This is a genomic window from Providencia sp. PROV205 (assembly GCF_028479505.1).
GTDB lineage: Bacteria > Pseudomonadota > Gammaproteobacteria > Enterobacterales > Enterobacteriaceae > Providencia > Providencia huaxiensis.
In genome coordinates this window covers 19,738-34,548 of the sequence record NZ_JAMPNU010000006.1, presented here as the reverse complement: position 1 = coordinate 34,548, position 14,811 = coordinate 19,738, and the positions used below count along the sequence as shown (strand labels likewise).

General features: G+C 39.3%; 11 protein-coding genes. 3 read left to right on the top strand and 8 right to left on the bottom strand.

The annotated features are described in order from the left end of the window. Positions 1-2 precede the first annotated feature (2 nt). From PR800_RS06220 to PR800_RS06210, 3 genes are all read right to left on the bottom strand, one after another. Entirely contained in the window at positions 3-740 is a 738-nt protein-coding gene (locus PR800_RS06220; protein WP_195698113.1) for a fimbria/pilus periplasmic chaperone, read from the bottom strand. A 33-nt stretch (positions 741-773) separates the two neighbouring features. Then, the gene (locus PR800_RS06215) at positions 774-3,263 is read right to left on the bottom strand and encodes a fimbria/pilus outer membrane usher protein (RefSeq protein WP_272530397.1); all 2,490 of its coding nucleotides are present in this window, start codon (positions 3,261-3,263) and stop codon (positions 774-776) included. Between the two features lie 96 nt (positions 3,264-3,359). Next, positions 3,360-3,953, bottom strand: coding sequence for a fimbrial protein (locus tag PR800_RS06210; protein WP_102140225.1), 594 nt, complete (start codon positions 3,951-3,953; stop codon positions 3,360-3,362). Positions 3,954-4,906: 953 nt separating this feature from the next. On the opposite strand from PR800_RS06210, the gene zur reads away from it, so the two are divergent. Further along, positions 4,907-5,422, top strand: coding sequence for a zinc uptake transcriptional repressor Zur (zur, locus tag PR800_RS06205; RefSeq protein ID WP_102140224.1), 516 nt, complete (start codon positions 4,907-4,909; stop codon positions 5,420-5,422). Positions 5,423-5,589: 167 nt separating this feature from the next. Here zur and lexA read toward each other — a convergent pair whose 3' ends face one another. Beyond that, positions 5,590-6,207: a transcriptional repressor LexA gene (gene lexA, locus PR800_RS06200; RefSeq protein WP_004915217.1), complete on the bottom strand. Its 618-nt coding sequence runs from the start codon at positions 6,205-6,207 to the stop codon at positions 5,590-5,592. Positions 6,208-6,343: 136 nt separating this feature from the next. Next, positions 6,344-6,718, bottom strand: a complete 375-nt coding sequence (locus tag PR800_RS06195; RefSeq protein ID WP_102140223.1) for a diacylglycerol kinase — start codon at positions 6,716-6,718, stop codon at positions 6,344-6,346. Between the two features lie 126 nt (positions 6,719-6,844). Between PR800_RS06195 and plsB the strand changes: the two genes are divergently transcribed. After that, positions 6,845-9,334, top strand: coding sequence for a glycerol-3-phosphate 1-O-acyltransferase PlsB (gene plsB, locus PR800_RS06190; protein ID WP_102140222.1), 2,490 nt, complete (start codon positions 6,845-6,847; stop codon positions 9,332-9,334). Between the two features lie 81 nt (positions 9,335-9,415). On the opposite strand, the gene ubiA is transcribed toward plsB, so the two are convergent. The 3 genes from ubiA to pgi all read right to left on the bottom strand — a co-directional run bounded on the left by ubiA (position 9,416) and on the right by pgi (position 12,899). Beyond that, positions 9,416-10,270: a 4-hydroxybenzoate octaprenyltransferase gene (ubiA, locus tag PR800_RS06185; RefSeq protein WP_239979012.1), complete on the bottom strand. Its 855-nt coding sequence runs from the start codon at positions 10,268-10,270 to the stop codon at positions 9,416-9,418. A gap of 151 nt (positions 10,271-10,421) precedes the next feature. Then, positions 10,422-10,934, bottom strand: coding sequence for a chorismate lyase (gene ubiC, locus PR800_RS06180; protein WP_102140220.1), 513 nt, complete (start codon positions 10,932-10,934; stop codon positions 10,422-10,424). 318 nt (positions 10,935-11,252) lie between these two features. Beyond that, positions 11,253-12,899, bottom strand: a complete 1,647-nt coding sequence (gene pgi, locus PR800_RS06175) for a glucose-6-phosphate isomerase (RefSeq protein WP_102140219.1) — start codon at positions 12,897-12,899, stop codon at positions 11,253-11,255. 495 nt (positions 12,900-13,394) lie between these two features. Between pgi and lysC the strand changes: the two genes are divergently transcribed. Further along, entirely contained in the window at positions 13,395-14,771 is a 1,377-nt protein-coding gene (gene lysC, locus PR800_RS06170; RefSeq protein ID WP_272530395.1) for a lysine-sensitive aspartokinase 3, read from the top strand. Positions 14,772-14,811 lie beyond the last annotated feature (40 nt).

Here is a 14,811-nt window from a genome sequence, read left to right as displayed (position 1 = left end):
CCTTATTTTCTTGGCAGCACTGAGCATTCAGCTGACTGACAGCTAAATTTCAAATCCATAGTTCCACCGAAGTCATTGAGATAAACCAAAGTTGGAGATGAACCTAAATCTCCAGTAACTTTGCCTAAACCCGCTTCACTAAATGGAGCAACCATTACAGGTTCAAAATTTTGAACTTCAGTATTGCCTTTTTTCAGTTTTGTAATGGATAAAAAGTAAGGTGACGGGTTTTTCACAATATAATTCGCCCCCTGTTTAAGAATTTTCATATCATTTTCTTGAGGGATCACTTCCATTCTATCTTTAATTACAATTGCTGCTGGGCGGTAAAAAAGCTTAATTTTTGTCTGTAATGCAATTTGCAATACATTCACTTTCTCACTACGAGGTGGAATCTCTCTCACATTTAAGTAGTAAACACTTTCCCTATCTTTAGGTAACTGCGCTACTGCAGGGATTGCCTGTATTTTAATTTGGCTTTTTGAATTAGCTTCAATACGATGCACCGGAGGAGTCACAATAAAAGGTGAATTTACTTTTTCATCTTTGTCATTTTCTATCCATGCCTGAGCTAAATACGGGCTAGTTAAATGTTCGTTAGTCAGTCCCATACCGACAGTTTTGTCTTGTTCATTATAAATAATACGAGTTCTATCTAGTGCAATCGCTGAATAAGCCGATTGTGCTAATAAAGAAAGACTTATCGCTGTTACAATTTGAACTTTATTTATAAATTTCATATTTTCACCGTTGACGTTAAAACATATTTATAATTATTTGCATGGTAATAACATTGTATGTTCCATGCCACTTTCTATTTTTTCAGGTAATTGAATGTGACAAGATGAATTATTTCCCCAAGTCACTTCAAGAACATCTGATGGGTTAATACCCGCTAAGTAAATAAATCCGTTATCTGAAACGATGCCAACTTCAACATTATTTTCATTTTTGACGGATGCACCAAATGGTGGATAACTATTATTTGCAAGATGAATTGTTCCCAATATTTTTTCACCTTGAATGACATTAAACTTCCGGTATCCAATAGCCCCTTCCGTTAATGTCGCATGCTGTGTCGATTGAACTGCTTCCGCATTATCTGGCACTCTATTTAAATCTATTCGAATATTATTGCGGTTATAATCCATAACACTGGTAATAACGGCTTTACCATATCGATTCGTGCGTATCGGCGTTACCCCTGTTTGCACAGGAATATCAGCAACACCACTCGTATCTAACAGTATCCTTGACCCACCATTGATTGAGGTATTACGGTGTAAAGCACCACCTTCTTGGGTCATGGTCAGTCCCCCTTTCAACTGCATTGAAAGAGTAGATTGATTATCTTGAATATAAGTTCCACTCAAATTAAGTTGTGCGGTATCACCATCATAGTTATACATACCTGATGTTGTTACCTTGTCTTTATCCCATGTACCCGCTGAAATAGAATAAGTACTACGTTCATTTATACGGTCATAATAGTTAACGTTATGACTGTTCGTATTTCCTGAATAAGAACCTGAGTAACTAATACTTGCTTGGTTATTATCCAATGGTACATTTAAATTTAGATAAACTCCGTCATCATCATTTTGGTCTGATTTTGTTTTGTAAGCTGTTAAGCTAAGACTTAAATTTTTTATTTTTCCAAAATCAAAATAATTAGAAACTGTTAGATTATATTGATCCGATGATGACCTATTCCAATAAGTTTGATGTGAGTAATTTAAATACATATTAGTATTATATTCAGGGAATGCAGTACCAAATATAATAGTATAAAGCTCTTTACCACTATCAACCGTACTTTCGTTATAGCGACGGTCGATAAATTGGCTCATGCTCATATAATTTTTTTCAGAAAAACGATAGCCTGCGAATGTAATTTGGCTGTTAATATCATCAAATTGTTTGGAATAAGTGACGTTATATGAATTACCCGTCAAAGTTTGGTTATTTTCGGTTCTGCCCATTTCAGCACGAGAGATACTTAAGTTCCCTGACAATACGCCAAATGGTGCTAAATCACGCCCTAAACCAATCGCAATGTTTTGATATTCTGATGAACCAAGCATACCACCATAAACGGTTGTATTATTAGTTACCCCCCATGATAAGGAGCCCAAACTAAATGCAGGACCTTGAGTATCATGTTCATTTTTAGTCGGTTTACCAACGACAAACTGGTAAATCAGCTGACCCGGTCGAGTCAATGTCCCTAAACGAGATGTTTCCACTTTATAGTTAGTCACACTACCATCTTGTTCTTGAATAGAAACATCTAACGTACCGCCACCAAAAGAGTTCACATCCTGAATACGAAATGGCCCAGGACTAACTTCTTTTTGATAAATAATACGGCCATCTTGCTTCACAATGACGGTCGCATTGGTTTTGGCAACCCCCGCAATTTCAGGTGCATAACCTTGTAAACGCGGTGGTAACATAGATTCATTGGTTTCTAAACTAGCACCAATATAACGAATACTGTCAAATAGCGTTGAAGACAGATATTGTTCACCAAACGTTAACCTTGAATTTAAAGAACGTATGGCGCGATACGCATATAACTGATTCCATGACCATGATTGGCCGCCTTTATTTAATTGGCCTTTTTGCGTTTGCCAATCACCTCTAAAACGCCAAGCACCAATATTTGTCCCCATTGTCCCTGTCGCTGTAATACCTGAATCCGTTCCTTTGTCACCCGTTTCTTTTTTAACAACCCGACCCGTCGCATTGTAGTCGATAAATGCACCTAGAATGCCATCATCCCAACGTGACGGAGGATCCCAATTTGGGTCTTCATATTCCATATAAGCTTGTGGGATGCTGATTTCGACAATATTTTTTGCAAGATCACCTTGAGTCCGCATTTCTGGTACAGAGCGAATATCTAAACATTTTCCATCAAGTAACCAAGTTACTTTATTACTCCATTCTGGCTTTAATCCTAGTTGCCCATATAACTCAGGTGTAATGCAAGCTAATGATATTTTTTCATCATAATTAGGCGTAAAGAATATAATGGACTGCTCCATGGAAATTTTGACTTTATTTACAGCAATAGCTAAAGAGTAATTTCCAGGTGGAATATAATTAGCATGAGAAAACTTACTAAAATCGACATTTTCAGTGCTGTCTGCCTCTAAAAAATCAGTATTGAAATCAACTGCCTCCTCAGAAAATGCAACCATCGGCGTTAATATTAAAAGCATTAATTTTGTAATTAAATTGAGTTTCATGCTTTTCATTCAACTATGCCGCCTATCAGACTAAAAATGAAAAAGAAGGTAGAAACATATGGCGTCATGAATACGCCACATGTTTTTACTTAACTAAGCTTGAACTTATTGGTAAATAATTTTGAAGTTAGCAACAGTGTTAAAGCTACCTGTTGTTGCTTTCGCATCCGCTGCTTCGTTACCTTTAACGTATGCAGAGAAGTGCAGTGTAGTTTGTTTTCCATCACCAGCATTTAATGCGTATCCATCACCTGTACCTGGGAATGCTTTACCAAATTCAACAACTTTGTCAGCACCATTAGTGATTACAATACCGGCATTTTTAACTTTTCCACCTAAGCCAAGTAAGTCACCGGCAAAACCTTGGAAACCATTAATAGTTTGGCCAGTAAAGGTGATTTTTGCGTTTTTATACGTTTCTGTTGAACAGTTTTTCAATACGATATCGAAATCTCTGTTATCTGAACGATATTGGTTAGATGTCAGTTCATGTAATGCAATTTCACCAAACTCAACTAATTGTTTTAAGTTGTTTGCATCAATTGAACATGGAACATCGTTAATGAAACCAGTGAAGCGGACTTCACCTTGTGAACTTTCAACTGTTGGTGGCGTTACTGGATCTTCAGCCACTGCAACACCAGAAATTCCAACACCTAAACCTAAAGCCAGAGTTAACGCTAATTTATTCAGTTTCATAAACATTTCCTTTAAATGAGTAGGAAGTAGCTGCCTCTTTTCTGATTTTTATTGATAAGGAATCAGTTTTATTTTTTTGATTACTTAACAGTGAAATTCTTCAGTCATCCAACATCATTAATTTCATTCAGATTAGAGGTGAATATATAAATAAGATCCCTTTCATCTATAATTTTTAAAATACCTAAAATTTTTAATTCTTTATTTTCTATTCAATATTAATTATTCCCATGAGGGGTAATTCGCTAAAATTGACATAGAAATAGAAAATGACTTTTTACACATGCCTTCCGATACTTTCTGATGTCAATTCTACATAACCGATATTTATTGTCAAAACAGACACATAATTAGAGTTAACAAAGAATAAATAACTAGCAAATTCAAAAGCAACAAAATATAAAATCAAAACGCTATCAAAATATACATTTCAAATTTATTACTTAGAAAAACTTATATAAAACCCTCATTTTTCACTTACAAATATCTCAAAATATGTCAAATTACAGATAGATTTATGTCGGAATTTAAATCTATATTTATCAACAAAGATAGACATTAAGACCAAACAATAACAGAAAAGCCGCAATTAAAATCCAAACAAGACAGAAAAGAAGCGACAAAAAGAATATTAGAAAGTGAGGTTAAGATAAGTCTTAATTGAAATTGCATCAAATTGAAACGGAATATTTCAATTAATTGTTCACAATGCGTTGCGCTTTTATCATGCATTTGTTTAATATTTGTTTCTATTTCCTCTATTTAATTTTAAATATCATTTTTTATATTTTTTATTACCCTCATTTACTTTCTTTATTAATCAAAAAAATACTTAGCAAGGTTAAAATTTTTTGATGGTAATGCTTTCATTTCTTGATTCTCTATAGTTCAAGAAACTGTGATAAACTTGTGAACAGTAAACATTTGCATTTTTCAACGGGTGGGTCAGTAAAATGGAAAAGATGAGTGAAAAAAAAGTTCTTGCGATGGCTGAACATATTTGCCAGTCAAGAGGCGTCAGGTTGACACCACAAAGAGAAACGGTATTGCGCTTGATAGCACAACAACATGGTGCAATCAGCGCTTATGATTTACTCGACTTACTACGTGAAATTGAACCTCAAGCTAAACCCCCTACGGTTTATCGTGGCCTTGAGTTTTTAATGGAGCAAGGTTTTATCCATAAAATTGAATCAACAAACAGCTATGTCGTCTGCCATCATTTTGATAACCCAAGCCATATCTCTGTTATGTTGATTTGCGACCATTGCGGAAGCGTAACGGAAAGTGACTGTACAACAATAGAAGCTGCCATTATTAATTTAGCCGACGAACACCAATTCCGCTTAAGACATACCGTGGTGGAAAACCATGGCTTATGCAGAAGTTGTGACGAAGTGAATAGCTGCCAAGATCATGAACATTGTCATCATAACCACGAACAACCTATAGCATCAAAAAAGAAATAAATTACTGTATTGCTAAATAGTTTGATGAATACAAAAGAGAGAAGAGAGAAGAGAAAAAATATAAGGAAGGAAACAAAACAGGCAGACCTCAAAATAAAGCAATGAAATCTGCCTGCAATAGTCATTCCCAGGTGTAACCTACCATGACAGCTGGCTACTAGCGGAAATTAATACCAATCACTGTTACGGATAACCCCAACAGCTAAACCTTCAATAGTGAAGTTTTGCTGACGTAAATCAACAACAATAGGTTCGAATTCTGGGTTTTCTGCTATTAATTCAACGCGGTTACCCTGTTGCTTAAAACGTTTAACCGTAACTTCATCTTCGATACGAGCGACAACAACTTGCCCGTTATGTACATTTTGCGTTTTATGCACAGCTAATAGATCGCCATCCATAATGCCAATATCTTTCATGGACATCCCATTCACACGCAATAAAAAATCTGCATGTGGTTTAAACAGCTCCGGGTCAACTTGATAGTGGCTCTCAATATGTTCCTGCGCTAATAATGGTTCGCCAGCGGCAACACGCCCAATCAGAGGTAACCCCTGATCTTCGGTTTCTTCTTCAAGAAGCAGACGAATACCTCGGGATGCGCCTGAAACGATTTCAATAACCCCTTTACGTGCTAAGGCCTTTAAATGTTCTTCTGCCGCATTAGGCGAACGAAAACCAAGGCTTGCTGCTATCTCAGCACGTGTAGGTGGCATACCTGTCTGCGAAATGTGATCTCGCACCAGATCGTAAACCTGCTGTTGTCGAGCCGTCAGTGCTTTCATTCCGTTCCCCTGTTTGTTTATACAGTCAAGCTGTGAGTATATACAGGTAAATGAAGATTTGAAACAGTTAAATCGCGCAATTTAAGCATTTGTTATCGATTTACTCTCTTTTTGCCCGATTAAGTAACCAAACACCTTAACCAGAAAAATAACGCTGCCATAATACCAGCGCCCAAATGAACAGCGCTAAACCGATACTCACAAATACTGCAGCAGAACCAATATCTTTAGCTCTTCCTGAAAGTTCATGATACTCACTACCAATACGATCAACTACAGCCTCTACCGCGCTATTCAATAATTCGACTATTGCCACCAGCACAACTGAGCTCACTAACAAAATCCTATCTATATAGCTGATATCTAAATAAAATGCGATAAAAATTGCGATGATTGCTGCAACTGATTCCTGCCTAAATGCTGCCTCATTAACCCAAGCAGCTTTCAAACCTTTAAGGGAATATCCTGCCGCTTTAATCACTCGCGTGAACCCCTTAACTTGACTCGCCATATTTATTCCTTAAAAAATACAAACAATAATCGATTTTTACGGTCAAAGTGAATTGTCAGTAACAGATCTAACCAGGTATTTCTGGTATGATTGCACAGCATTGTTAACAAGAGGCTATAATCATTTATGTCACTATGGCGTAAAATATATTACAACACGTTGAATTTGCCACTTAAATTATTGGTAAAAAGTAAACTAATTCCTTCGGATCCCGTCACTGAGTTGCAGCTTGATGTCAACAGGCCAACTCTGTACGTATTACCTTATCATTCGAAGTCTGACCTCCTGACGCTACGGCATCAATGCTTAGCTATCGGTCTGCCAGACCCGCTAGTCGACAATGATATCAATGGAACGAAGCTTCCGGCTTACGTTTTTATCGATGATGGCCCACGTGTTTTTCGCTATTATTCACCGAATCCACGTAAGGATTCAGTAAAAACATTCCATGCTTATTTAGATTTGCACAAAAACAATCCAAATCTAGATATTCAAATGCTACCTGCATCCGTGATGTTTGGGCGTTCACCTGGGCGTGAAGGCCATACTCCAGCACCGCCACTGAAGCTGTTAAACGGTATCCAAAAGTTCTTTGCAGTTTTATGGTTAGGGCGTGACAGCTTTGTGCGTTTATCACCGATTGTCTCAATTGGGAAAATGGCACAAGACCACGGTACAGACACTATTATTGCCAACAAACTCGCTCGTGTCGCGCGTATTCACTATTCGCGCCAACGCTTAGCAGCAGTTGGGCCAAAACTTCCTGCACGTTATGAGCTGTTTAATAAGCTATTGACGTCAAAAGCGATTGAAAAAGCCGTTGAAGACGAAGCGCGCAGTAAAAAAATCCCACTCAAAAAAGCCCAGCAAAATGCCGTTGGGATGATGGAAGAAATTGCGGCCAATTTCTCTTATGAAGCCGTACGTTTAACCGATAGAGTTCTTAGTTGGACTTGGAACCGCCTTTATCAAGGTATCAATGTTCAGCACGCTGAACGGGTTCGCCAACTCGCACAAGACGGCCATGAAATCGTTTATGTCCCCTCTCACCGCAGCCATATGGACTACTTACTGCTCTCATATGTGCTATACCATCAAGGGCTAGTGCCGCCTCATATCGCAGCGGGGATCAATCTTAATTTCTGGCCAGCAGGGCCAATTTTCCGTCGCTTAGGGGCCTTTTTTATTCGCAGAACGTTTAAAGGAAACAAACTGTATTCGACTGTTTTCCGCGAATATTTAAGTGAACTGTTTGCTCGTGGTTACTCCATCGAATACTTTGTGGAAGGTGGGCGCTCACGTACCGGTCGTTTATTACAACCGAAGACAGGTACTCTCTCAATGACATTGCAAGCGATGTTGCGCGGTGACTCACGCCCTATCACTATTGTTCCTATCTATATTGGGTATGAACATGTCATGGAAGTAGGAACTTACGCCAAAGAACTTCGTGGTGCAGAAAAAGAGAAAGAAGGCTTTTTCTCAATGGTTCGCGGGTTACGTAAATTGCGCAACTTAGGTCAAGGGTATGTTAACTTCGGTCAACCTATTTCTTTACCTCATTACCTCAATCAGCGTGTACCTGATTGGCGCGACTCTATCGATCCTATCGAACCACAAAGGCCGACCTGGTTAAACCCAACGGTCAGTTCGTTAGCTGATAACATTATGGTTAATATTAATAATGCAGCCGCAGCCAATGCGATTAACCTCTGTGCGACCGCATTGCTGGCATCTCGTCAACGCTCGCTCACTCGTGAGCAACTGATTGAACAAGTCGAATGTTACCTGCAATTATTACGCAACGTGCCATACACCGCAGATGCAACAACCCCAAATAAAACAGCAGAGCAATTGTTAGAACATGCTTTGCAAATGGATAAATTCGAAGTCGAAAAAGACAGCATGGGGGATATTATTATCCTTCCTCGTGAAAATGCCGTCTTAATGACCTATTACCGTAACAATATCCATCATTTATTGGTATTACCATCTCTAATAACTAGCATTGTGTTACACCATGAGCGCATTAGTCGCCAAGATATTCACTATCAAGTCGGTCAAATTTATCCGTTCTTAAAAGCAGAACTGTTTATGCGTTATAACAGTGATGAGCTACATGAAGCGGTAGATACGCTGATCGATGAACTGAATAACCAAAAACTAATTTGCTTAAGAGAAGACGATATTGTGGTGTTAAATCCTCGCCGTATCCGTCCATTACAGCTTTTAGCCGCTGGTGTACGTGAAACCTTGCAACGTTATGCAATCACATTATCATTACTCAACGCGAGCCCTGAAATCAGCCGTAATACGTTGGAAAAAGAAAGCCGTATCCTTGCGCAACGTCTTTCTGTCTTGCATGGTATTAACGCTCCTGAATTCTTTGATAAAGCGGTATTCTCGACATTAGTCGATACCCTCAGAGAAGAAGGCTACATTGATAATAATGAAAATGATATTTTTGTTACCAATGCACAAAAACTGTATGCCGTTCTGGCCCGCTTGATGTCACCGGAAATCCGTTTGACCATTGAAAGTGTTAGCCAAGATGATGAGTTTTCTGAAGAAAAGCCGAGTGAAAGCGCGCAGTCTCAGGAACAAGAGAAAAGCTAATCGCGTTTTCTCAGCTCAATAAAACAAAAAAGGTCATGTTAGAAATAACATGACCTTTTACTTTGGCTCAATAAAGGCAATTTAAAAATAACTGACAAGAATACCAATGAACAAAATTAAGCCAACAAAGTTATTATTCATAAAAGCTTTAAAGCAAGGCGCACGTTCACGATTAGCCATTAATTGCTGCTGATAGATAAATAGACCCGCTACGAGCACCAATGAAATATAATAAAGAGTACCTAAACCCGCCAGTGAGCCTATCACCAATAAGAAGCCAACCATCAGTAATTGCAGTAACCCAATAATTAATTTGTCATACTGCCCGAATAAAATAGCGGTTGATTTCACACCAATTTTTAAATCATCATCACGGTCTACCATCGCATACTGAGTATCGTAGATCACAGACCAAATAATATTAACTAAAAACAGTAACCAACAAACAACAGGTAAAGTTTCGCCAACAGCAGAGAAAGACATTGGGATTGACCAACCAAAAGCCGCGCCTAATACCACTTGAGGTAAGTTACTGACCCTCTTAACAAAGGGATAAACCCATGCCAAGGCCAAACCGGCAACTGACAACCAAATAGTCATTGAATTGAGTGTTAAAACCAGCAGGAAAGAAAGGCCAACAAGGCTTGCAAACAATATTTTTGCTTCTTTTTCTGTCACGTCACCACTCGGGAGAGGGCGGTGTTTAGTCCGCTCTACGTGGCCATCAAAATGGCGGTCAGCAAAGTCATTAATGACACAGCCAGCGGCACGCATAAAAAATACGCCAGCAGTAAAGACAATTAAAAGATGTAAACTTGGCGTACCTTGAGCCGCAATCCATAATGCCCAATACGTCGGCCACAGTAGCAACAGTGAACCAATGGGTCTATCAATACGCATTAAACGGCTGTATGCATGCCATTTACTTAGCGTCATACTTCCCTCCACTTTGTCGTGCTCCTTTTCGAATTCCATCATACTTCAAATTGGGTATATTTTAATACCACCAAACTCTACAACTTACTGATTTATATTTGTTGGCATAGTGTCATTGCAGAGACCTGAAAATTCAAAATACTTAGGATAGTTAACGATATGCAGGTGATTCAGGTAAAAATATTTCTGTTAATAATAAGGGTTTATCCGATAGCCTTAACCGAGAACAACGCACCCAACGATTTGCGCAAGAACCAATATGGATATAATCTCGAGTTAAACTATCGCGGCTAAATAAATAACGTCCTAATGGCATTCTCCCAATATCCACCAATTGCTGGTCATCATCGGTCAGTGTCTCTTCAGGGATTACAGTTCGGCCCAGTAACCAAGGGATACCATCACCATACATGACAACTTCTCTGACCCAATAGCGCTGGCTTTTAGGTAAAGACTGCACTTCATCTGCACTCAGCTTATCTTGCGATACATAGCACTCTAAATAAGGTATCACGGTCACTTGCTGGCTATGCTGCTCAAAACGCTTTGTCATTGAGCCAAGCTCTAATAGCCAATCTAATATATTAGCAGGCACTATTTTATCGTTTTTATCGTTCTCCGCCAGCCAATGAATCGGCTGAGAAGTAAAAAGCGTTTCATCCATTACTTAAAATTCCACCATGGGTAACATGGTTATGATTTACTGTATTTCTTACGCAATAGGATATCACGTTGTTTTACGACAAGGTTAAAGTTAGCTAAAAATTTATATAAAAAGTCACATTTTCAACACAAAATGTAAAAATATAGTGAAAAATATTTTAATTACTAGCGAGTTACCGATAATAATAAAATTTATTAACATCATAATAAATTTTATTTAATTGCTTGAAAAACGAACAATTTAACAATGGTTTGTTGAACAATATAAGGCAGGAACTCCCTACCTTATATTGAAGTATTTAAATAATACGTTGTTAACTTATCGCCAAGCTTTATAGCTGTTAATCAGACCATTGGTCGAACTATCATGGCTACTCACCGTATCACTATTTTCTAATTCAGGCAGAATACGGCTTGCGAGCTGTTTGCCTAATTCCACACCCCATTGGTCGAAAGTGAAAATGTTTAAAATCGCCCCTTGGGTGAAAATTTTGTGCTCATACATCGCAATCAATGCACCTAACGAATAAGGTGTGATTGATTTCAATAAGATGGAGTTAGTTGGGCGGTTACCTTCAAACACCTTATAAGGCGCAACATATTCCATATCTGCGACATTCTTCCCTTGCGCAGCAAACTCGGCATCAACCACTTCACGAGTTTTACCAAATGCTAATGCTTCCGTTTGCGCAAAGAAATTAGATAATAATTTTTCGTGATGATCCCCTAACGGGTTATGGGTTACCGCAGGTGCGATAAAATCACATGGGATCATCTTCGTTCCTTGGTGGATCAACTGATAAAACGCATGTTGACCATTGGTTCCCGGCTCCCCCCAAATAATCGGGCCTGTTTGATAAGTAACAGGTTTTCCATCACGATCAATATATTTACCGTTCGATTCCATATTGCCTTGTTGGAAGTAAGCGGCAAAACGATGCATGTATTGGTCGTATGGCAGAATCGCTTCAGTTTCCGCTTCAAAAAAATTGTTGTACCAAATGCCAATCAAACCTAACAACACAGGGATGTTCTTTTCTAGCGGCGTTTGGGTAAAATGTTTATCCATCGCATGGGCACCGTTCAATAATTGAACGAAATTATCAAAGCCGACCGATAAAATAATGGATAAACCAATCGCTGACCATAATGAATAACGGCCACCAACCCAATCCCAAAATTCAAACATATTGTTGGTATCAATACCAAACTTCGCGACTTCTTCGCCATTTGTGGAAAGTGCCACAAAATGCTTAGCCACTTGGCTTTCATCTTTTGCCGCAGCCAAGAACCAATCGCGAGCAGAATGCGCATTAGTCATGGTTTCTTGCGTTGTAAAGGTTTTTGACGCAATTAAAAACAGGGTTGTTTCTGGGTTCAGCTTTTTCAGTGTTTCCGCAATTTGCGTACCATCCACGTTCGATACAAAGTGCATGTTTAGATGGTTCTTGTATGGACGCAGTGCTTCTGTCACCATGAATGGACCAAGGTCTGAACCACCAATACCGATGTTCACCACATCCGTAATCGCTTTACCGGTATAACCTTTCCAATCACCACTAATAATGCGCTGGCTAAATTGCTGCATTTTATCCAATACCGCGTTCACTTCTGGCATGACATCTTTGCCATCAACATAAATAGGCGTGTTATCACGGTTACGCAAAGCGGTATGTAGTACTGCACGGTCTTCAGTACGGTTAATTTTCTCACCTTGGAACATACTGTTAATAGCGCTTTCTAGCTCTGTTTCTTTTGCTAAAGCCAATAAATGTTCCAATGTTTCTTGAGTAATTCTATTTTTGGAGAAATCCACTAAGATTTGACCATCGAACGTCGCCGAAAAATGAGTAAAGCGGTCTTTATCCTGTGCAAACAAATCACGCATATGGACATTTTTCATTTGCGCAAAATGTTGCTCTAGCGCCCGCCATGCAGCCGTTTGGCTTGGATTAATACTTCTCATGGATAACACTCTCCAAATAATTTTAAATAGAAATAGATTGTACCCCGTCACGAAAACGAGACTTATCGGTTTTCTGCGTTATATTGATATTCCCCAATTCTGCCGCACTTTTCCAGACTTAATTGTCCCTTTTATTGAAATACGCACTTTCTAGACCGATGAGTATACAAAAGTATGTGATTCAGCTAGCTGAACGCTAATCAACACCCATACAGCTTGAAGTATGGCGAGTATATACCCTAAATAATTCAAGTTGCATGTAGGCGACAAGCGAAGATAGACCGATGAGCATACAAAAGTATGTGATTCGGTTATCTGAGCGCAGTCAACACCCATGCAGCTTGAAGTATGACGAGTATGACGGGTACATTGAGAAAAGCGATAATAAATTACCTATCATTAGAATTACTGATTTCCTTCGATTCCTGATTGACGCCATCCTATTTACCCGATAAATCTATATAAAGATTAGGTTTAACCAAAGGGATTGACACCATGAATATCGCAGCGTCTTCAGCAGACAACCATCCGTATGTTATCGCCAAATTTGGCGGTACCAGCGTCGCTAACTTTGAAGCAATGAATAACAGCGCCAATATCGTACTTTCCAACCCAAATGTACGAGTTGTGGTACTTTCAGCTTCTGCTGGCATTACCAACTTATTAATCGAACTGGCCGAAGGCTGCGACGCAGATAAACGCAATGAACTGCTGAAAAAAGTGAAGGATATTCAATACACAATTATTGATAACCTACAAACTGCTGATGTTATTCGTGAAGAAATCAATCGCTTACTCGATAATATTGCTCATTTAGCTGATTCGGCTGCTTTAGCCACTTCTGACGCATTAACGGATGAAATGGTGAGTCACGGCGAATTAATGTCAACCTTGCTATTTGTTGAAGTACTGCGCCAACGCAACGCTAACTCCCAATGGTTTGATGTACGCAAAGTAATGAGAACCAATGATAGCTTTGGCCGTGCTGAACCAGAACTTGCTCAGCTAAAAGCATTATCAGAGCAGCAACTCATGCCACGCCTTGCCGAGTCAGTTGTGATCACCCAAGGATTTATTGGCCGTGATGAAAAAGGCCGCACAACAACTCTTGGTCGTGGTGGAAGTGACTACACCGCTGCCCTGTTAGCCGAGGTTCTTAATTTATCACGTGTCGATATTTGGACTGATGTTCCTGGAATTTACACCACTGACCCTCGCGTCGTACCGAGTGCCCAACGCATTGATGAAATTGCTTTCGATGAAGCGGCTGAAATGGCGACCTTTGGCGCAAAAATTTTGCATCCTGCAACACTCCTTCCTGCAGTACGCGCAGGGATCCCTGTTTTTGTTGGTTCAAGTAAAGCGCCCGAAGCTGGCGGCACCATTGTGTGTGATAAAACCACTAATCCGCCGCAATTTAGGGCATTAGCACTGCGCCGTAAACAAACGCTACTCACCTTGCACAGCCTAAAAATGCTGCACGCACGCGGTTTCTTAGCGGAAATTTTCACCATTTTACTGCGCCACAATATTTCAGTGGATTTAATTACCACTTCAGAAGTCAGTGTGGCACTAACCTTAGACACAACAGGCTCAACAGGAACTAACGGTAGTTTACTCACCAATGCGCTAATGACTGAGTTATCCGCATTATGTCGTGTCGAAGTGGAAGAGGATTTAGCGCTCGTCGCAATCATTGGTAATGAGCTATCGCAAGTGAATGGCCTAGGAAGGCAAATTTTTGGCGCACTTGAGTCATTCAATATTCGCATGATCAGCTATGGCGCAAGTAGCCACAATATTTGTTTATTGGTACCCGGAAATGATGCTGAAGAGATTGTTCGTACCTTGCACAGTAATTTATTTGAATAGTGTGGAAGTTTGATCAAAATACCAGAAGGCGATCGTGACG

Bases quoted from the DNA above. Each gene is read 5' to 3' on its own strand.
- lysC (WP_272530395.1), top strand. From the start codon at position 13,395: ATGAATATCGCAGCGTCTTCAGCAGACAACCATCCGTATGTTATCGCC.
- ubiC (WP_102140220.1), bottom strand. From the start codon at position 10,934: ATGGATGAAACGCTTTTTACTTCTCAGCCGATTCATTGGCTGGCGGAG.
- zur (WP_102140224.1), top strand. From the start codon at position 4,907: ATGGAAAAGATGAGTGAAAAAAAAGTTCTTGCGATGGCTGAACATATT.
- lexA (WP_004915217.1), bottom strand. From the start codon at position 6,207: ATGAAAGCACTGACGGCTCGACAACAGCAGGTTTACGATCTGGTGCGA.
- plsB (WP_102140222.1), top strand. From the start codon at position 6,845: ATGTCACTATGGCGTAAAATATATTACAACACGTTGAATTTGCCACTT.
- PR800_RS06195 (WP_102140223.1), bottom strand. From the start codon at position 6,718: ATGGCGAGTCAAGTTAAGGGGTTCACGCGAGTGATTAAAGCGGCAGGA.
- pgi (WP_102140219.1), bottom strand. From the start codon at position 12,899: ATGAGAAGTATTAATCCAAGCCAAACGGCTGCATGGCGGGCGCTAGAG.
- ubiA (WP_239979012.1), bottom strand. From the start codon at position 10,270: ATGACGCTAAGTAAATGGCATGCATACAGCCGTTTAATGCGTATTGAT.
- PR800_RS06215 (WP_272530397.1), bottom strand. From the start codon at position 3,263: ATGAAAAGCATGAAACTCAATTTAATTACAAAATTAATGCTTTTAATA.
- PR800_RS06220 (WP_195698113.1), bottom strand. From the start codon at position 740: ATGAAATTTATAAATAAAGTTCAAATTGTAACAGCGATAAGTCTTTCT.
- PR800_RS06210 (WP_102140225.1), bottom strand. From the start codon at position 3,953: ATGAAACTGAATAAATTAGCGTTAACTCTGGCTTTAGGTTTAGGTGTT.